The sequence below is a fragment of the Streptomyces sp. NPDC048106 genome (assembly GCF_040706415.1).
GTDB lineage: Bacteria > Actinomycetota > Actinomycetes > Streptomycetales > Streptomycetaceae > Streptomyces.
The window spans coordinates 18273-36305 of record NZ_JBEZND010000004.1 but is presented as its reverse complement, the minus strand read 5'-3'; the positions used below and the strand labels follow the sequence as shown (position 1 = coordinate 36305).

Below are 18033 nucleotides of genomic sequence, written 5' to 3'. Positions count from 1 at the left end.
TGCCGTCGTCAGACCTGGGCCAGGTCCGGCTGGGCGGGGGTCGTCGGCTGGTGCTTCGCCGCCTTCTTCCTCGCCCGGCGCTCCTTGCGGAGTTCGAGCATGGCGTAGAGGGTCGGGACCAGCAGCAGCGTGAGCAGGGTCGAGGTGATCAGGCCGCCGATCACGACCACGGCCAGCGGCTGGGCGATGAATCCGCCCTCGCCCGTGACGCCGAGGGCCATCGGCAGCAGGGCGAAGATCGTGGCCAGGGCCGTCATCAGGATGGGGCGCAGCCGGTGCCGGCCGCCCTCCACCACGGCTTCCACGACGCCGTAGCCCTGGGCCCGGTACTGGTTGATCAGGTCGATCAGCACGATCGCGTTCGTCACCACGATGCCGATCAGCATCAGCATGCCGATCATGGCGGGGACGCCCATCGGGGTGCCCGTGACGACCAGGAGGCCGAGGGCGCCCGTCGCCGCGAAGGGGATGGAGACCAGGAGGATCAGCGGCTGGGCCAGGGAGCGGAAGGTGGCGACCAGGAGCATGAAGACGATCGCGATCGCGGCCAGCATGGCGAGGCCGAGGTTCTTGAAGGCGTCGCTCTGGTCGGAGGTGACACCGCCGATCTGGGCCTGGGCGCCCGCGGGGAGCTTCAGGGCCTTGATCTTCGACTGGAGCCGGGAGCTGACCGCGCCCGTGTTGTCGCCGGTCGGCTTGGCGGTGATGGTGGCGGCGCGCTGGCCGTCGATCCGGGTCAGCGAGACCGGGCCGTCCACCAGCTTCACCGTGGCGATGTCGCCGAGCTTCACCGGGCCGAGGCGCAGGTTCTGCAACTGGGCCACCGTGGTCGCGGGCTTGGCCGACTTGACGACGACGTCGCGCTCGGTGTCGTCGAGGGTCGCCTTCGCCGCCGTCGTACCGCGCACCGCCTGGGCCACCGCCGCGCCGAGCTTCTGGTTGTCGAACCCGGCCGCGGCCGCCTTGGCGTTGGCCGTCACCGAGATCCGCGGCACGCTGGTGGCGAGGTCGCTGCTCACGTCGGTGACGCCGTCGAGCCCGGCCACGGTGGCGCGGACCTGCTCGGCCGCCGTGCGCAGCGCCTGCGGGTCGGAGGCCTTCACCACGACGCTGAGGTTCTGGCTGCCGAAGCCGCCACCGGTGGACACCGTGGTCGTACCGATGCCCTTGAGGTCCTTGAGGCCGCTCTCCAGGCGCTTCTGCACGGCGTCGGACGACTTCGAGTCCTTCAGCATCACCTGGTAGGACGCCTGGTTGGTGTTCGTGCCGCCGCCGAAGGCCGCCATGAAGCCGGAGGAGCCGACGGTGACCTGGTAGTCCTTGACGCCGTCGGTGGCCGCGAGGAGCTTCTCGACCTTCCTGGCCTGCGCGTCGGTGCCGGCCAGGCTGGTGCCGGGCTTCAGCTCCTGCTTGATCGTGATGACCTCCTGCTCGCCCTGGTCGAAGAGGTTGGTCTTGAGCAGTCCGGACATGCCGAACGTGACGACCAGGACGACGACCGCGATCAGCACGCTGCCGAGGCGGCGGCGCGTCGCGAAGCGCAGCACGGGGACGTACGCGCGCTGGAGGCGGCTGTTCGCCTCCTTCTCCTCGGCCCTGCGGCGGGCCTCCGCCGCGTCCTCGGGGGTGCCCTTGGGGGCGCGCAGGAACCAGTACGACAGCACGGGCACGACCGTCAGCGAGACCAGCAGCGAGGCCAGCAGGGACGCCGTGACCGTGATGCTGAAGGAGCCGAACAGCGCGCCCACCATGCCGCCGACCAGGCCGATCGGCAGGAACACCGCGACCGTGGTGAGGGTGGAGGAGGTGACCGCGCCGGCCACCTCGCGCACCGCGTCGATGATCGCCGACCGGCGCTCCTCGCCGTAGCCGAGGTGCCGCTTGATGTTCTCCAGGACCACGATCGAGTCGTCCACGACGCGGCCGATGGCGATGGTCAGGGCGCCCAGCGTGAGCATGTTCAGGGACAGGCCGCCGGTCCACAGCACGATCAGCGCGAGGACGACGGACAGCGGGATGGAGACCGCGGTGACCAGCGTCGAGCGCAGCGAGCCGAGGAAGAGCAGGATGACCAGGACCGCGAAGAGCAGGCCGAGCGCGCCCTCGGTGGTCAGGCCCTTGATGGACTTGGAGACGGCCGGCCCCTGGTCGCTGACGACGGTGAGCTTCGCGCCGGTGCCGAGCTGTTCGCGCAGGCCGGGCAGCTTGTCCTTGACCGCGTCGGAGATGGTGACGGCGCTGCCGTCGTGGTCCATCGTCACGTTGACGGCGAGGCTGGGCCGTCCGTCGGTGCGGGTGAGGGAGTCGGCCGGGGCCGGCTGCTCCTTGACGGTGGCCACGTCACCGAGGCGTACGGCCTTGTGGACGCTCCCGCCGGCGACCCTGAGGTCCTTGATCTGCTCCAGCGTGGTGAACCCGCCGCCGACCTGGACGGTGCGGTTGGCGCCGTTCTCGTCGAAGGAGCCGGCCGGGACGCTCGCGCCGCCCGCCTGGAGGGCCTGGGCGAGGGCGGCGGGGGTGAGGCCGTCCCGCGCCAGCTCGGCGGTGTCCGGGGTGACCGCGACCTGGAGGTCGCGCACGCCGGTGACCTGGACGCGGCCGACGCCGTCGATGTCCTTCAGCGCCGGGACGACCGTCTTGTCGAGCTGGTCGGCCAGCGCCTGCTGGTCCTTGTCGGAGGTGACGGCGAGCACGACGGTCGGCATGTCGTCGGTGGAACCGGAGACCACCTGCGGGTCGACCTCGGCCGGGAGCTGGTTGCGGGCCCGGTTCACGGCCTGCTGCACGTCCGCGACGATCTGCTGGGAGCCGTTGCCGTAGTCGAAGGACGCCATGATCACGGCGTTGCCCTCGCCCGCGGTGGAGGTGACCGAGGTGACGCCGTCGACGCCCTGGAGGCTGTTCTCGATCGGCTCCACCACCTGCTTCTCGACCGCGTCGGGCGCGGCGCCCTGGTACGGCGCGATCACCGACACCATGGGCAGGTCGATGGTGGGCAGCAGCTGCTGCTTGATCTGGGGTATCGCGATCGCCCCGAAGACCAGGGCGACGATCGAGACGAGCCCGATGAGGGCCCGTTGCGCGAGGCTGAATCTGGACAGCCAGGACATGGGTGAGGGTCTCTCTTCTGTGAGCGGCAGAAGCGCTTCCGGTCACGGAGGGTTCGCCGAGGTTCCACGGAGGGTCGCCGAGGGCCCGCCGGGAGTACGCCGGGGAAGCGACGACGGACGCCCAGGAGCGTCCACCCCACCACCCTCGGCCATCCGGGACGCCCGGACCGTAGGCCCCAGGTCCCGTTTCCCCACCCGTCTCCTACTCCGCGCGCAGTACACGCGGGTGGAGATCAGTCCATCCGCGGACGGACCAGCCCGGACTCGTACGCGATCACCACGAGCTGGGCGCGGTCGCGCGCGCCGAGCTTGGCCATGGCCCGGTTGACGTGGGTCTTCACGGTCAGCGGGCTGACCGCGAGGCGCTCGGCGATCTCGTCGTTGGAGTGGCCGCCGGCGACCTGGACGAGCACCTCGCGCTCGCGGCCGGTGAGCGCGTCGAGCCGCTCGGAGCCGACGGGGGCGCGGCCGTCGTCGTCGCCCTGGGCGAGGAAGCGGGCGATCAGGCCCTTGGTGGCGGCCGGGGACAGCAGGGCGTCGCCGGCCGCGGCGATCCGGATGGCGCTGAGCAGTTCCTCCGGTTCGCTGCCCTTGCCGAGGAAGCCGGAGGCGCCGGCGCGCAGCGACCGCACGACGTAGTCGTCCACCTCGAAGGTGGTCAGGATGACCACGCGGACGTGCGCGAGTTCGGGGTCCTCGCTGATCAGGCGGGTGGCGGCGAGGCCGTCGGTGCCGGGCATGCGGATGTCCATGAGGACGACGTCGGCGCGCCGCTCCTTGGCCAGCCGGGCCGCCTGGGCACCGTCGGAGGCCTCCCCCACCACCTCCATGTCGGGCTCGGAGTCGACCAGCACCCGGAACGCGCTGCGCAGCAGTGCCTGGTCGTCGGCGAGCAGGACACGGATCGTCATACGAGCTCCCCCGGTGCCGTCGTACGGCCCTCGATACGGGTGTCGGTGGTGGTGACCGGCAGGATCGCATGGACGCGGAAGCCGCCGCCGTAGCGGGGGCCGGTGGTGAGGGTGCCGCCGAGGGCGCTGACGCGTTCGCGCATGCCGAGCAGGCCATGGCCGCCGCCGGTCCCGGGGTCGGCCTCCGGGACGGCGTCGGGGGCGGTGCCGGGGACGGTTTCGGGGGCTGGCGGCCCGGCGGAGCCGTTGTCCACGACCGTGATCTCGATGTCCGCTCCGACGCGTACCACGCTGACCTCGGCGCGGGCGCCCTCGCCCGCGTGTTTGCGCACGTTGGTCAGGGCCTCCTGGACGATCCGGTAGGCGGCGAGGTCCACCGACGCGGGCAGATGGGTGCCCTGGTCGGCGCGGGCGACCTCCACGGGGAGCCCGGCGCTGCGGAAGGTGCCGGCCAGCTCTTCGAGGAGGCTGAGTCCGGGGGCCGGTTCAGTGGGGGCCTCGGGGTCGCCGGACTGGCGGAGCAGGCCGACGGTCGCGCGCAGTTCGTTCAGCGCGCTGCGGCTGGCCTCGCGGACGTGGGCGAGGGCCTCCTTGGCCTGGTCGGGGCGCTTGTCCATGACGTGGGCCGCGACCCCGGCCTGCACGTTGACCAGGGCGATGTGGTGGGCGACGACGTCGTGCAGGTCGCGGGCGATGCGCAGGCGTTCCTCGGCGACCCTTCTGCGGGCCTCCTCCTCGCGGGTGCGCTCCGCGCGCTCGGCGCGTTCCCGGATGGCCTGGACGACGGCCCTGCGGCTGCGGACCGCGTCACCCGCGGTGGCGCCGATGCCGGTCCAGGCGAGGACGCCCAGGTTCTCCTGCGCGTACCAGGGCAGCGGGCCGGCGAGCATCGCGGCGGCGGTCAGCACCGTCATGGTGAGCAGGCCGACGCGGAAGGTGGTGGTGCGGTCGGTGGTGGCGGCGACGGTGTACAGGGCGATGACGGCGGACATCGCGACGGGGGCACGGGGGTCGCCGGTGACGCACTCCACGACGGAGAGGGTGCCGGTGAGGGTGAGGACGGTGCGGGGGGCGCGGCGGCGGAAGACGAGGACGGCCGCGGCGAGGAACATCAGCAGGAGGCTGAGGGGGGCGGGGGTGCGAAGGCCCCAGGTGATGCCGTTGACGTCGCGGGGGACGGCGAAGGAGCCGGCGACCATGCAGACGAGGACGGCCGCGGCGAGGGTCGCGTCAAGGGCGAGGGGATGGGCCCTGAGCTCGCAGCGGGCACGTTCGAGAGTGGTCACGGTAGGAACAGTACGGCGCGCCACGGCGGGCCCGCGCCGCCGCGTGGCCACCCTGGACCGGCCCTGACGCGTCCCCGGCCCGGCCCTGATCTTCCCCGGGTCCGATGACGGTCCGCTCCCGGACGGCCGGTCCGGGGCGGTGCGGGGTCAGTGCGGGGTCAATCCGGGATCAGGCCGTCTTCGCTGAGCATCGTCCGGACCTCGTCCAGCGACGCGTCCGGCGCCGGCAGGATCAGGTCCGAGGGCTCCAGCACGTCGTCCGCGAGGGGTGCGCCCAGCCGGCGGACGGCGTCGAGCAGGGCGCCGAGGGTGCGCCGGAAGCCCTCCTCGTCACCGCTCTCCGTCTCGGCCAGCAGCTCGTCGTCCAGCTTGTTCAGCTCGGCGAAGTGGGAGTCGTCCAGCCTGACCTGGCCCTCCCCCATGATCCGTACGATCACGTCGGCCTCCTCGGCTCGCTCGTCTCCCGGCGGCGCCCCGCTGCCGCTACTGCTTGTCGAAGCGCGGGGTGTCCTGCGGCTGCTGCTGGGCCTGGGGCTGCCCCTGTCCGGCGCCGCCCTCGATGGCCTGCTGCTGGGTGCCTCCGGCCAGCTCGGCCTTCATGCGCTGAAGCTCCAGCTCTACATCACTACCACCGGAGAGCCGGTCCAGCTCGGCCGCGATGTCGTCCTTGGCCATGCCGGTCGGGTCGTCCAGGGCGCCGGAGGCGAGCAGTTCGTCGATGGCGCCGGCGCGGGCCTGGAGCTGCTGCGTCTTGTCCTCGGCGCGCTGGATCGCGAGGCCGACGTCGCCCATCTCCTCGGAGATGCCGGAGAAGGCCTCGCCGATGCGGGTCTGGGCCTGGGCGGCGGTGTAGGTGGCCTTGATGGTCTCCTTCTTGGTGCGGAAGGCGTCCACCTTGGCCTGGAGGCGCTGGGCCGCCAGGGTGAGCTTCTCCTCCTCGCCCTGGAGGGTGGCGTGCTGCGTCTCCAGGTCGGTCACCTGCTGCTGGAGGGCGGCGCGCCGGGACAGCGCCTCGCGGGCCAGGTCCTCGCGGCCGAGCGCGAGCGCCTTGCGGCCCTGGTCCTCCAGCTTCCCGGACTGCTGCTGCAACTGGTTGAGCTGGAGTTCCAGGCGCTTGCGGCTGGTCGCCACGTCGGCGACGCCGCGGCGCACCTTCTGGAGCAGCTCAAGCTGCTTCTGGTACGAGTAATCGAGGGTCTCGCGCGGGTCCTCGGCCCGGTCAAGGGCTTTGTTCGCCTTCGCGCGGAAGATCATCCCCATACGCTTCATGACACCGCTCATGGGCTTCGCGCGCCCCCTTCTGACGGACTCCAGCTCACCGATCCTGCGACAAGACCCACAGTACGGGCCCTGCCTCCATTACCGCACTGTCCGGGGCGTGATGCGCTCATCCCCGAGGACGACTGCGGAGAGTACCGATCCGGCGCAGGGAGGAGACGGCCCCTCACCCGGCCCCCCGCACGTCGTATCCGTGTCGTAGAGACGCCGGGTGTTGCCGGATCGTTCCCGGCCGGGCTGGGGTCCGTGCCCCGGATGCCCTTACCCTTGGTCTTTGTGTTCCGTAGCCGTGCCAAGGAAGAGAAGTCCCAGGCCGACAAGCCGGTGAACTTCGCCAAGCAGCCCCGTGACCCGCAGGCCCCGAAGGGCAGGCCCACTCCCAAGCGGAGTGAGGCCCAGTCCCAGCGCCGCAGCGTCGCCAGCACCCCGACGACGCGCAAGGACGCCGCCAAGCGGCAGCGCGAGGAGCGCCGCCAGGCGCTCCAGAGGCAGCGCCAGGCGCTGGCCGGGGGCGACGAGCGCTATCTGCCGGCCAGGGACCGGGGCCCGGTCCGCAAGTTCGCCCGTGACTGGGTGGACTCGCGGTTCAACGTGGCGGAGTTCTTCCTGCCGCTCGCCATCGTGATCCTCGTGCTCAGCGTGGTGCGGGTGTCGTCGATCCAGAGCATCGCGCTGCTGCTGTGGGCCGCGGTGATCGTCCTGATCGTGGTGGACGCCGCCATCAGCGGTTTCCGGCTGAAGAAGCGCCTCAAGGAGCGCTTCCCGGACGGCAACACGCGCGGCGCGGTGGCCTACGCCCTGATGCGCTCGCTCCAGATGCGCCGGCTCCGGCTGCCGAAGCCGCAGGTCAAGCGCGGAGAGCGGCCCTGAGCGCAGACGCTTTCACCGGGGGTGCGGCGCACTCCTGGCTGGACAAGGTGGGCAGGCTCCGGGACGTCGTACGCCAGGAACTGGTGGCGCGGCAGCTGGACGAGCAGATAGCCGGGCGGTTCCCGGTCGGGCAGCGGCTGCGGGTGCTCGACGTGGGGATAGGCCAGGGCACCCAGGCGCTGCGGCTCGCCCGCCTCGGGCATCAGGTGACCGGGGTGGAGCAGGACCCGGTGATGGTCGCGGCGGCGCGCGCGGCGCTGGCCCGGGAGCCGCAGGGCGTCCGGGAGCGGGTGCGGCTGGTGCAGGGCGACGGCCGGGACACCGGGGTGCACTTCCTGCCGGGCGGCTTCGACCTGGTGCTGTGCCACGGCGTGCTGATGTACGTCCCCGATCCCGACCCGATGGTGGCGGGCCTCGCGCGGATGCTCGCGCCGGGCGGGCTGCTCTCGCTGCTGGTGCGCAACGGCGACGCGCTCGCCATGCGGCCCGGCCTCGCCGGGGACGCGGCGGGCGCGCTGGCCGCCTTCGACACCACCGCGTACACCAACCGCCTCGGCCTGCACGTGCGGGCCGACCGGCTGTCCAAGCTCACCGCCACCCTCGCCGGCATCGCGGCCCCGCTGCACGCCTGGTACGGGGTGCGGGTCTTCACGGACCTGGCGTCGGACGACGCGCCGCTGCCGGACGACCTGGAGACGCTGCTCGCGGCCGAGGAGCGGGCGGGCCGCACGGACCCGTACCGCGGGGTCGCGGCGCTGCTGCATCTGTGCGGGGTACGGGGCTGAGCCCGATCGGGGCAACCCGGCGGGCCCGCTGATCACCGGGCGGACAGACTCGGTCCATGGACGCTTCCGCTCGCGCTTCCCGTACCCCCCTCCTGCGCCACGTCGTCCTGACCGTCCTCCTGGTGTGCTGCACGGCGCTCACCGCGGGCTGCGAGGGCGCCGGCGCCCCGAGCGCCCGGCGGCACGACACGGCGACGGCGGCGGCGAGCCCGGCGACCGTGCCGATGGCGGCGGGCGATCTCCAGAGCGCCTACCAGCGGGTCATCAAGCAGGCGCTGCCCTCCGTCGTACAGATCGAGGCGAGCCGTGACCTGGGCTCCGGGATCGTGTACGACGACCGGGGGCACATCGTCACCAACGCGCACGTGGTCGGCGACGAGAAGACCTTCCGGGTGACCACGGCGGGCAACGAGGAGCCGCTCACCGCGAGCCTGGTCTACTCCTACCCCCAGCAGGACCTCGCCGTGATCAAGCTGGACCGGGTGCCGGACGGGCTGCGGCCGGCGGTGTTCGGGGACTCCGAGAAGGTGGAGGTCGGGCAGATCGTGCTGGCCATGGGCTCGCCGCTCGGGCTGTCGTCCAGCGTGACCCAGGGGATCGTCTCGGCGACCGGGCGGACCGTCAGCGAGGGCAGCGCCGACGGGGGTACCGGTGCCACCATCGCCAACATGGTGCAGACCTCGGCGGCCATCAACCCGGGCAACAGCGGCGGCGCCCTGGTCAACCTCGACGGGCAGGTCATCGGCATCCCGACGCTCGCCGCGGCCGACCCCAGCCTCGGCAACGCGGCGGCCGGGATCGGCTTCGCCATCCCGGCGTCGATGGCGCGGACCATCGCCGGTCAGATCGTGCGCGAGGGCCGGGTGGTGGACTCGGGGCGGGCCGCGCTCGGCATCACCGGGCGGACCGTGGTGGACGACCGCCTCCAGCCGGCCGGGGTCGCCATCGCGACCATCCAGAGCGGGGGTCCCGCGGCGCGGGCCGGGCTGCGCACCGGCGACATCATCACCAGGGTCGACCGGCAGTCCATCACCACCATCACCTCGTTGCAGGAGGCCCTGGCGTCGAGCCAGCCGGGCCGGCGCACCACGGTGACGTACCAGCGGGACGGGACGGAGCGGACGGCGGAGGTGACGCTGGGCGAGCAGTGAGGGGAGGCACGTGGAGGGGCGCGGGGCGCGCCCCTCCTCGCCGGGGGGCCTCGCCGGGGGTCAGGAGGCGTCGGCGTGCAGGCTCATCGGGCCGTAGATCTCGGTGGCCTCCTCGAACAGCCGCACCTGGTCCGCGCCGCCCTCCAGCAGCGCCTTCCAGTGCTCCCCCACCCAGGACTCGGCGTCCCCCTGGGTGCCGAACTCCTCGGGCTGGACCGCGGGCTGGACCTCGGTCCCGTCGGCCTTCTCGAACCGCCACGTCCATGCCGTCATGTGGGCCTCCTTGTGATCCGACACCTGCTGGAAGAGTAGACGGAAGCGCAATACCCGATCGGACAGGCGAAAATCGTTCCGTGGAAGTGACTCTGCTCGGTACCGGTGCCCCCGCCGGACTGCCCCGCCCCGACTGTTCCTGTGCCGCCTGCGCGACGGCGCTGGGCCCGGACGCGCGGGCGGCCACCGCGCTCCTGGTGGACGGCGCGCTGCTGCTCGACCTCACCCCGGGCGCGGCCTTCGCGGCGGCGCGGGCCGGGCACTCGCTGGGCGGGGTGCGTCAGGTGCTCCTGTCCCACCCGCACGACGGGCCGCCGGTGGAGGTACCGGCCGGGCTGCCGCATCCGGTGCGGGTGCCGGACGGGCGGGAGCTGGCGCTGCTGACGGGGCATCGGGTGCGGGCGGTGGCAGTGGACGCGGGCGGCACGGGGTACGCGGTGACCGGTCCGGACGGCCAGCGGCTGCTGTACCTGCCGCCGGGCGGGGCGCCGGCGGGTCTGGAGACGGCGACGGCGGAGTCGTACCACATGGTCCTCGCGGACGTCGTCGGCCGCCCCGACGCGCTGGCCCGGCTGCGGGCGGTCGGCTCCGCCGGGCCGACGACGGACGTGCTCGCGGTCCATCTCGACCACGATGTGGCGCCCGGCGCCGAGTTGCGGCGGCGCCTGGCCGCGGCGGGCGCGCGGGCCGTGCCCGACGGTACGACGCTGGTGGTCGGCGCGTACGAGGACGTGCCGGACGTGCCGCGGCGCACGCTGGTGCTCGGCGGGGCGCGTTCCGGGAAGTCCGTGGAGGCCGAACGGCGGCTGGAGTCCTTCCCCGACGTGCTGTACGTCGCGACGGGCGGGACGCGGAGCGGGGACACCGAGTGGGCGGCCCGGGTGGCGGCGCACCGCGACCGGCGACCCGGGTCGTGGCGCACGTCCGAGACGACCGACCTGGTGCCGGTGCTGGCGCAGGACGGGCCGCCGGTGCTGATCGACTGTCTGTCGCTGTGGCTGACGGACGCGATGGACGAAGTGGGGGCGTGGGACGACGCCGAGTGGGCGGGCGGCGGCGAGAAGGCCCTGCGCGAGCGGGTACGGGAGCTGACGGAAGCGGTCCGCCGCACCCGGCGGACCGTGGTCGCCGTGTCCAACGAGGTGGGCTCGGGCATCGTCCCCGCCACCGCCTCCGGACGACGCTACCGCGACGAACTGGGCCGCCTGAACGCGGCGTTCGCGACGGAGTGCGAACAGGTGCTGCTGATCGTGGCGGGACAGGCGATGGTGCTGCGGGGCTGAGCCCCGATGCGGACGGCGGTCGCGCCGCGGTCAGGCCGCGTCCTTGCGGGCCAGGAGTCTTCGGGTGCCGGGGAAGGGGAAGGCGCGGCGGGCGGTGAGGAGGACGCAGGGCAGGGTGGCCAGTTCGGCGCGGAGGTGGGGGGCGGGCGCGTGGAGTTCGAGGACGAGGTGGCCGCCGGGGCGCAGGACCGTGAGGGCGCCGCGGAGTTCGGCGGCGGGGTCCGGGACGTGCTCCAGGTGGCCGAGCATGCTCACCACGTCGTAGCGGGCGCGCAGCCGGTCCGCCAGGCCCGGCGTCGCGAGGTGGCCGCGGTACGCCTCCTCGATCCGGCCCGCCAGCAACGCCTGCGCCACCCGCGCCGTCGGCTCCAGCCCGTCGAAGCTGGTGTAGGGGAAGTACCTCTTCGCCGCCTCGGGGAAGCGGCCGTCCCCCGTGCCCACGTCCAGCCAGCTCTCCGGTTCGGGCAGGGCCGACAGGGCGCGGGCGGTGGTCCGGTACCGGATCGTCTCCACGTGCGGCTCCCTGTGCGACATTCTACTGCAAACCGGAACGTATGGGATGCCGATCCTGGGTGCAACGACATCGCCGGGGCGTGGTGGCGATGTGGCGCGGAACCCTCCGCCCGCTGGCGGTACTGTTCGGCGAATGAGCAGGCTTAATCTGGACGACTTCACCGACCTGATCGAGCGCCCGGACGGGGGCGTGCGCCGTGACGCCGAGGCCCGCCGGGAGCGCCAGATGGTGCCGCCCGGGGCGCTGGGGCGCCTGGACGAGCTGGGCGAGTGGCTCGCCGCCGCGCAGAACGCCGTACCGGTACGGACCGTCGAACGGCCGCGGCTGGTCCTCTTCGCCGGTGACCACGGCGTCGCCGCGCTGGACGTCTCGGCGCGGCCCGCCGGCGGTGCCCGGCAACTGGTCGCGGACGTGCTGGAGGGCGCGAGTCCCGCCGCGGTACTGGCGCGCAGGCTCCAGGTGCCGGTACGGGTCGTGGACATGTCCCTGGACTGCGACCCGGACACCTTCCCCGAGGAGGTGGGGCGCCACCGGGTGCGGCGCGGCAGCGGCCGTATCGACATCGAGGACGCGCTCACCCTGGAGGAGGCGGAGACCGCGCTGCGGGCCGGGATCGCGGTGGCCGACGAGGAGGCCGACTCCGGCACGGACCTCGTGGTGCTCGGCGACGTCAGCGTGGGCGGGACCACCGCGGCGGCCGTGCTGGTCGCGGCGCTGTGCGGGACCGACGCGTCGGTGGTGACCGGGCGGGGCGGGGCCGCGATCGACGACCTGGCGTGGATGCGCAAGTGCGCGGCGATCCGGGACGCGCTGCGCCGGGCGCGGCCGGTGCTCGGGGACCAGGCGCAACTGCTGGCGACGGTCGGCGGGGCGGACCTCGCGGCGATGACCGGGTTCCTGTTGCAGTGCGCGGTGCGGAAGTTGCCGGTGATCCTGGACGGCGTGGTGAGCGCGGCCTGTGCGCTGGTCGCGCAGCGGGTCGCGTTCCGGGCGCCGGACTGGTGGCTGGCGGCGCACGACAGCGGGGAGCCGGGGCAGGCGAAGGCGCTGGACCGGATGGCCCTGGAACCGCTGCTGAAGCAGGGCGTGAAGGTCGGCGAGGGCATGGGCGCGCTCCTGGCGCTGCCCCTGGTGCAGGCCGCGGCCGCGCTCGCCGCGGAGCTGCCGGAGGAGCCGGAGCGGCCGGAGCCCGAAAAGGAGCCGGACGCCGGGGCGGAGCCGGACGCCGGGGCGGAGCCGGACGCCGGGGCGGAGTAGCCGGTGGGGAAACGGGCGGCCAGGGAAGCGATAAGCGCAGTTCGTCAAGATGGCACCCATATGATCCGTCATCATGGGAGATGCCCGGATTGCCGTCCCGCCGCGCGTCGAGGCGGAGCGGTCGAGTGAGGTCGGGCGGCGGGCCGGCGGGGTGTCCCGGAAGGCCGCCGCCTTCGCCGTCTGGTATCTGCGGGTCGTCGCGTTCATCAACTTCCTCACCGCGGTGTGGGTCTCGCTGTACAGGGACGTGCGCCGGCACAACCAGGACGACTTCTTCACGCCGTACCTGCTGACCGCCGGCTTCGCCTCCGGTGTGTTCACCGCGTTCCTGGCGATCACCATGCGGCGCCGCAAGCGCGCGGCGTGGATCCTCAACCTCGTACTCAGCGGCGTCTTCCTCGCGCTGTTCGCGTTCGCCATGGCGTTCCCGGAGATCCACCGGTACGCGCAGAACTGGGTGTCGCTGGTGCTGACGGCCGCGTTCACCGGGGCGTTGCTGGTGGGGCGGCGGGAGTTCTACGCGAAGGGCGACCGGTCCAACCCCCGGCTCGCGGCCACGGTGGCCGTCGGCGGCGGGCTGGTCGCCAGCCTGCTGGCCGCCCTGCTGGTGACGGTCACCAACCAGGCGCCGGACGCGGCCCGTTCGACGTTCCCGGAGCGCTGGCACTACGGCACCCTGCGCCTGGTGTCGGTCTCCGCCGACGAGCGCCACTTCCCCGGCATCACCCCGCCCACCTGGGCCAACGTCGCCATCAACGTGCTCAGCACGGCCCTGGTCCTCGCCGTGTTCTACGCCGCCTTCCGCTCCCGGCGCGCCGTGGACCCGCTCACCGCGGACGACGAGAAGCGGCTGCGGGCGCTGCTGGAACGGCACGGCGAGCGCGACTCGCTGGGCTACTTCGCGCTGCGCCGGGAGAAGAGCGTGGTGTGGTCGCCGACCGGCAAGGCGGCCGTCGCCTATCGCGTGGTCGGCGGCGTGAGCCTCGCCTCCGGGGATCCGCTCGGCGACCCGGAGGCCTGGCCGGGGGCGATCGTGCCGTGGCTCGCCCAGGCGCGGGCGCACGGGTGGATCCCGGCGGTGATGGGGGCGAGCGAGGAGGCGGGCACCGTCTACCGGCGGCACGGCCTGGACGCGCTGGAACTCGGCGACGAGGCCATCGTGGAGGTCGCCGACTTCACCCTGGAGGGACGGGCGATGCGCACCGTGCGGCAGGCGTACAACCGGGTGCGGCGGGCCGGGTACGCGGTGCGCGTGCGGCGCCACGAGGACATCCCGGCAGCCGAGATGGCGCTCCTGGTGGAGCGCGCGGACGACTGGCGGGACGGGGCGACCGAGCGCGGGTTCAGCATGGCGCTCGGGCGGCTCGGGGACCCGGAGGACGGCCGCTGCGTGATGCTGGAGTGCACGGACGCCGCGGGCCGGCCGCGCGCGCTGCTGTCCTTCGTGCCGTGGGGGCCCCACGGGCTGTCGCTGGACCTGATGCGGCGTGACCGCGACGCGGAGAACGGGCTGATGGAGTTCATGGTCCTCGAACTGCTGCGGCGCGCCGGGGAGATCGGGGTCACGCAGGTCTCGCTGAACTTCGCGATGTTCCGCTCGGTCTTCGAACGGGGCGCCCGGCTCGGCGCCGGACCGGTGCTGCGGCTGTGGCGCTCGCTGCTCAGCTTCTTCTCCCGCTGGTGGCAGATCGAGTCGCTGTACCGCGCCAACGCCAAGTACCGGCCCATCTGGGAGCCGAGGTTCCTGCTCTTCGAGAAGAGCGCCGACCTGCCGCGCATCGGGCTCGCCTCGGCCCGCGCGGAGGGCTTCCTGGAGGCGCCGGGACTGCCCAGGTGGCTGTACCGGGGGCGGCTCGGGGCACACCGGTGACCGTACCGGGGTAGGGAACGCCGCATGGGATCGCTCGCCCGCTGGGCCCGCGCCGAGTGGGGACCGCTGTACGGCACCGTGCGCGGGCCCCTGCTCAGGCCGCGTCCGCGGGCGATGCCGATGACCGCCGTGGCGGTGACGCTGACCGCGCTGCTCCAGTTCGCGCAGAACCGCCCGTGGGGCTTCGAACTGGTGCAGAACCTCGGCGCGGTGCGGGCTCAGGACCCCCTCTGGCTGGGCCTGCTGCGCACCCCCCTGTCCCTGTTCGTGCCCGCCCTCGACCTGCCGGTGTGGGGGGCGCTGGCGCAGATCCTGTTCGTGTTCGGGATCGCCGAGCTGTGCCTGGGCTGGTGGCGGACGCTCGTCATCGCGTATCTCGCCACCCTCGCCGGGACCCTGTACGCGCGCCTCGGCATCACGCTCGGCGCGCACGCCCCCTTCGGGCTGCCGTGGACGGACGCGCAGGTGGTGGACACCGGCCCGTCGGCGGCCGTGGTGGGCCTCGCGGTGTTCGTGGCCTGGCGGTACGGCGCGTACGCCACGACGGGCGCGGTGACCGTGGCGATGGTCGCGGAGGTGCTGCTCAAGGGGAACCTGGCGGGCAAGGAGCATCTGGCCGCGCTGATGGCGGTGGGTGCGCTGTGCCTGGCGGTGGCGGGGCGCCACCGGCCGTACCGCCCGCTTCAGCGGCGGTCGTTGCCGTAGGCGCCGGGAGGGGCCGGTAACCTGCGCCGATGCGCACATCCCCGCCGTCCTCCCCGCCGCCCGGGCCGTCCCCGCTCGACGGCCTCCGGTTCGCCTTCGGCACGCTCACCGTGCTGCCCGTACGGGTGCGCCGCTGGGACCGCGGGGCCGCGCGCGGCGGCATGCTCGCCGCCGCCCTCGTGGGCCTGGTCGCCGGCGCCCTCGCGGCCGGCCTCGCGCTGGTCCTGCTCTTCCTGGGCGCGGGCCCGCTGCTCGCCGCCGTCGGCTCGGTCGCCGTACCCGCCGTCCTCACCCGCGGGCTGCACCTGGACGGGCTCGCCGACACCGCCGACGGGCTGGGCAGCGGCAAGCCGGCCGAGGAGGCGCTGCGCATCATGAAGCGGTCGGACATCGGCCCGTTCGGGGTGCTCACCCTCGTGCTGGCCCTGCTGGCCCAGGTGGCCGCGCTGGCACAGATATACGACGACTCGTGGGCGCGCGGCACCGCGGCGGCGGTGACGGCCGCGGTGACCGCCCGGCTCGCGCTCACCCTGGCCGCCCGCGGCGGGGTGCCGGCCGCGCGGCCCGAGGGGCTCGGGGCGGCCGTCGCGGGAGTGGTGCCGGTGCCGGGCGCGCTCGCGCTGACCGTCCTGTGCGCCGCGGGCGCGGCCGCCTGGGGCGCCGAGTCCGGCCCGCCCGGCGCCCTGCGCGCCGCGGCCGCCGTGCTGTGCGCCCTCGCCGCCGCCGAACTCCTGCTGCGCCGCTGCGTGCGCCGGTTCGGCGGGGTGACCGGGGACGTGTTCGGCGCGCTCGCGGAGACGGCCGCGACGGCGGCACTCGTGGTGCTGGCCTTCGGCGGCTGACCGAACGGGACGCAATCTCCTTGCCTAAAGGGGTACTTGACACAAAAGGGAAGGTCACAGGCCCGGCCCCGGCGGGTCGGGGCGACCGCCGCGCCACGCACGGGTGAAGACCCGCAGGCACGAGCGAAGGGGGGCACGCGCGTACTCTTCGTCCCGGGTGACCGCCTACAAGGCGGGGCCCCCGGTTGCCACCTGCCCCCAGACCTGGACCTAGGGTCGGCTGTCGGGCGCGGTCGACCCACCTCACAGCAACTTCACATCGGAAGCGAGAATTCACCACCGTGACTGCTCTGACTCTCAGCACCGCCGCGGCGCCCGGCCTGCGGGCCGACGCGATCGTGATCGGTGTCGCCAAGGGCGCCAAGGGACCGGTCGTCGCGCCGGGCGCCGAGGCCGTGGACAAGGCGTACGACGGCAGGCTGGCCGGCGTCCTGGAGACCCTCGGCGCCTCGGGTGCCGAGGGCGAGCTGACGAAGCTGGCCTCCCCGGCGGGCTTCAAGGCCCCGCTCGTGGTGGCGGTGGGCCTGGGCGCGGAGCCCGAGGCCGAGGCCGGTTTCGACGCCGAGGCGCTGCGCAGGGCCGCGGGCGTGGCCGCGCGGGCGCTCGCCGGCGCCAAGAAGGCCGCGGTCGCGCTGCCCGTGGACGGCCCCGGCGCCCTTGAGGCGATCGGCGAGGGCATCCTCCTCGGCGCGTACTCCTTCGACGTGTACAAGGAGAACGGCGGCCAGGCGAAGGGCGCCCGCGCGAAGAACGGCAAGGCGCCGCTGGGCGAGGCCGCGCTGCTCGGCGGCAAGCCGCGCGACGCCGCCCACAAGGGCGCGCTCGCCCGCGCCGTCGCGGTGGGCGAGGAGCTGAACCGCGCCCGCGACCTGGTCAACACCCCGCCGAACGACCTCACCCCCGCGAGCTTCGCGCAGATCGCGCAGGCCGCGGCCAAGGAGCACGGCCTGAAGGTGCAGGTGCTCGACGAGAAGGCGCTGACCAAGGGCGGCTACGGCGGCATCCTCGGCGTCGGCGGCGGCTCGGCGTCGGCCCCGCGCCTGGTCAAGGTGGCGTACACGCACCCGAAGGCCGAGCGGAGCCTCGCCTTCGTCGGCAAGGGCATCACCTACGACTCGGGCGGCATCTCGCTGAAGCCGGCCGGTCACAACGAGACGATGAAGTGCGACATGGCGGGCGCCGCCGCGGTCTTCGCGGCCGTCGTCGCCGCGTCCCGGCTCGGCCTGGAGGCGAACGTCACCGGCTGGCTGGCGCTGGCCGAGAACATGCCGTCCGGCTCGGCGGTGCGCCCGGGCGACGTGCTGCGCATGTACAGCGGCAAGACGGTGGAGGTGCTCAACACCGACGCCGAGGGCCGGCTGGTGCTGGCCGACGCGCTGTGGGCGGCGTCGCTGGAGGAGCCGGACGCGATCGTGGACGTCGCGACGCTCACCGGCGCGATGATGGTGGCGCTGGGCAGCCGGACGCTGGGTGTCATCGCCAACGACGACGCGTTCCGCACCGCGGTGTACGAGGCCGCCGAGGAGACCGGCGAGCCGGCGTGGCCGATGCCGATGCCGGAGCACCTGGCCAAGGGCCTGGAGTCCCAGGTCGCCGACATGACCAACGTCGGCGAGCGGTGGGGCGGCGGCCTGCTCGCCGGCCTCTTCCTGCGCGAGTTCGTGGGCGAGGGCATCACCTGGGCGCACCTCGACATCGCCGGCCCGGCCTTCAACGAGGGCGCGCCCTTCGGGTACACGCCCAAGGGCGGCACCGGGACGGCCGTGCGCACGCTGGTCCGCCTCGTGGAGCTGACCGCCGAGGGCGAGCTGGGCTGACGCCCGCCCGCTGAGCCTGGTCGCACGTTCGTGGTACGCCCTGGGGGCGTGGGGGCTCGTCGCACGGTCCCCCGCGCCCCT

Annotated in this window: 15 protein-coding genes and 1 pseudogene; 9 read left to right on the top strand and 7 right to left on the bottom strand. The window is 73.7% G+C overall.

Annotated features, from left to right (window positions below; all coding sequences use genetic code 11):
- Positions 1–8: 8 nt before the first annotated feature.
- The 5 genes from AB0927_RS04850 to AB0927_RS04830 all read right to left on the bottom strand — a co-directional run bounded on the left by AB0927_RS04850 (position 9) and on the right by AB0927_RS04830 (position 6588).
- Positions 9–3110 carry an efflux RND transporter permease subunit gene (locus tag AB0927_RS04850; protein WP_366666094.1) on the bottom strand — a complete coding sequence of 1034 codons (3102 nt, stop codon included), beginning with the start codon at positions 3108–3110 and terminating at the stop codon, positions 9–11.
- Positions 3111–3343: 233 nt separating this feature from the next.
- Positions 3344–4021, bottom strand: a complete 678-nt coding sequence (locus AB0927_RS04845; protein ID WP_366666093.1) for a response regulator transcription factor — start codon at positions 4019–4021, stop codon at positions 3344–3346.
- Positions 4018–5307 (bottom strand): histidine kinase, encoded by a 1290-nt coding sequence (locus AB0927_RS04840; protein ID WP_366666092.1) that lies wholly within the window; start codon positions 5305–5307, stop codon positions 4018–4020. Before AB0927_RS04840 ends, AB0927_RS04845 begins: the two co-directional genes overlap by 4 nt.
- 158 nt (positions 5308–5465) lie before the next feature.
- Positions 5466–5744 carry a hypothetical protein gene (locus AB0927_RS04835; protein WP_366666091.1) on the bottom strand — a complete coding sequence of 93 codons (279 nt, stop codon included), beginning with the start codon at positions 5742–5744 and terminating at the stop codon, positions 5466–5468.
- 46 nt (positions 5745–5790) lie between these two features.
- On the bottom strand, positions 5791–6588 hold the full coding sequence (locus AB0927_RS04830; RefSeq protein WP_086808849.1) for a PspA/IM30 family protein: 798 nt from the start codon (positions 6586–6588) through the stop codon (positions 5791–5793).
- A gap of 252 nt (positions 6589–6840) precedes the next feature.
- Here AB0927_RS04830 and AB0927_RS04825 point away from each other — a divergent pair, with 252 nt between their 5' ends.
- From AB0927_RS04825 to AB0927_RS04815, 3 genes are all read left to right on the top strand, one after another.
- A complete protein-coding gene (locus tag AB0927_RS04825) occupies positions 6841–7455 on the top strand; it encodes a DUF3043 domain-containing protein (protein WP_366666090.1) in 615 nt (204 codons plus the stop codon).
- 83 nt (positions 7456–7538) lie between these two features.
- Positions 7539–8240: a methyltransferase domain-containing protein gene (locus tag AB0927_RS04820; protein WP_366666355.1), complete on the top strand. Its 702-nt coding sequence runs from the start codon at positions 7539–7541 to the stop codon at positions 8238–8240.
- Positions 8241–8296: 56 nt separating this feature from the next.
- Complete coding sequence (locus AB0927_RS04815; RefSeq protein WP_366666089.1) at positions 8297–9391, top strand: trypsin-like peptidase domain-containing protein; 1095 nt, start codon at positions 8297–8299, stop codon at positions 9389–9391.
- A gap of 60 nt (positions 9392–9451) precedes the next feature.
- Here the strand turns inward: AB0927_RS04815 and AB0927_RS04810 are convergent, their stop codons facing one another.
- Positions 9452–9664: a hypothetical protein gene (locus AB0927_RS04810; RefSeq protein ID WP_366666088.1), complete on the bottom strand. Its 213-nt coding sequence runs from the start codon at positions 9662–9664 to the stop codon at positions 9452–9454.
- An 80-nt stretch (positions 9665–9744) separates the two neighbouring features.
- On the opposite strand from AB0927_RS04810, the gene AB0927_RS04805 reads away from it, so the two are divergent.
- Entirely contained in the window at positions 9745–10947 is a 1203-nt protein-coding gene (locus tag AB0927_RS04805; protein ID WP_366666087.1) for a bifunctional adenosylcobinamide kinase/adenosylcobinamide-phosphate guanylyltransferase, read from the top strand.
- A gap of 96 nt (positions 10948–11043) precedes the next feature.
- Here AB0927_RS04805 and AB0927_RS04800 read toward each other — a convergent pair.
- Positions 11044–11448 (bottom strand): annotated as a pseudogene (locus AB0927_RS04800) (class I SAM-dependent methyltransferase); the annotation flags it as partial.
- Positions 11449–11593: 145 nt separating this feature from the next.
- On the opposite strand from AB0927_RS04800, the gene cobT reads away from it, so the two are divergent.
- From cobT to AB0927_RS04775, 5 genes are all read left to right on the top strand, one after another.
- Positions 11594–12718 (top strand): nicotinate-nucleotide--dimethylbenzimidazole phosphoribosyltransferase, encoded by a 1125-nt coding sequence (gene cobT / locus AB0927_RS04795; protein WP_366666086.1) that lies wholly within the window; start codon positions 11594–11596, stop codon positions 12716–12718.
- Between the two features lie 73 nt (positions 12719–12791).
- A complete protein-coding gene (locus AB0927_RS04790) occupies positions 12792–14588 on the top strand; it encodes a phosphatidylglycerol lysyltransferase domain-containing protein (RefSeq protein ID WP_366666085.1) in 1797 nt (598 codons plus the stop codon).
- 24 nt (positions 14589–14612) lie between these two features.
- The gene (locus AB0927_RS04785) at positions 14613–15293 is read left to right on the top strand and encodes a hypothetical protein (protein WP_366666084.1); all 681 of its coding nucleotides are present in this window, start codon (positions 14613–14615) and stop codon (positions 15291–15293) included.
- A gap of 29 nt (positions 15294–15322) precedes the next feature.
- Positions 15323–16135, top strand: coding sequence for an adenosylcobinamide-GDP ribazoletransferase (locus tag AB0927_RS04780; protein ID WP_366666083.1), 813 nt, complete (start codon positions 15323–15325; stop codon positions 16133–16135).
- Positions 16136–16416: 281 nt separating this feature from the next.
- The gene (locus tag AB0927_RS04775; protein WP_366666081.1) at positions 16417–17952 is read left to right on the top strand and encodes a leucyl aminopeptidase; all 1536 of its coding nucleotides are present in this window, start codon (positions 16417–16419) and stop codon (positions 17950–17952) included.
- Positions 17953–18033 lie beyond the last annotated feature (81 nt).

What these genes read in the sequence shown, in the direction of transcription:
- AB0927_RS04850 (WP_366666094.1), bottom strand. Translation starts at nt 3,110, where the DNA reads ATGTCCTGGCTGTCCAGATTCAGCCTCGCGCAACGGGCCCTCATCGGG.
- AB0927_RS04845 (WP_366666093.1), bottom strand. Translation starts at nt 4,021, where the DNA reads ATGACGATCCGTGTCCTGCTCGCCGACGACCAGGCACTGCTGCGCAGC.
- AB0927_RS04830 (WP_086808849.1), bottom strand. Translation starts at nt 6,588, where the DNA reads ATGAGCGGTGTCATGAAGCGTATGGGGATGATCTTCCGCGCGAAGGCG.
- AB0927_RS04825 (WP_366666090.1), top strand. Translation starts at nt 6,841, where the DNA reads ATGCCCTTACCCTTGGTCTTTGTGTTCCGTAGCCGTGCCAAGGAAGAG.
- AB0927_RS04815 (WP_366666089.1), top strand. Translation starts at nt 8,297, where the DNA reads ATGGACGCTTCCGCTCGCGCTTCCCGTACCCCCCTCCTGCGCCACGTC.
- AB0927_RS04810 (WP_366666088.1), bottom strand. Translation starts at nt 9,664, where the DNA reads ATGACGGCATGGACGTGGCGGTTCGAGAAGGCCGACGGGACCGAGGTC.
- cobT (WP_366666086.1), top strand. Translation starts at nt 11,594, where the DNA reads ATGAGCAGGCTTAATCTGGACGACTTCACCGACCTGATCGAGCGCCCG.
- AB0927_RS04790 (WP_366666085.1), top strand. Translation starts at nt 12,792, where the DNA reads ATGGGAGATGCCCGGATTGCCGTCCCGCCGCGCGTCGAGGCGGAGCGG.
- AB0927_RS04785 (WP_366666084.1), top strand. Translation starts at nt 14,613, where the DNA reads ATGGGATCGCTCGCCCGCTGGGCCCGCGCCGAGTGGGGACCGCTGTAC.
- AB0927_RS04780 (WP_366666083.1), top strand. Translation starts at nt 15,323, where the DNA reads ATGCGCACATCCCCGCCGTCCTCCCCGCCGCCCGGGCCGTCCCCGCTC.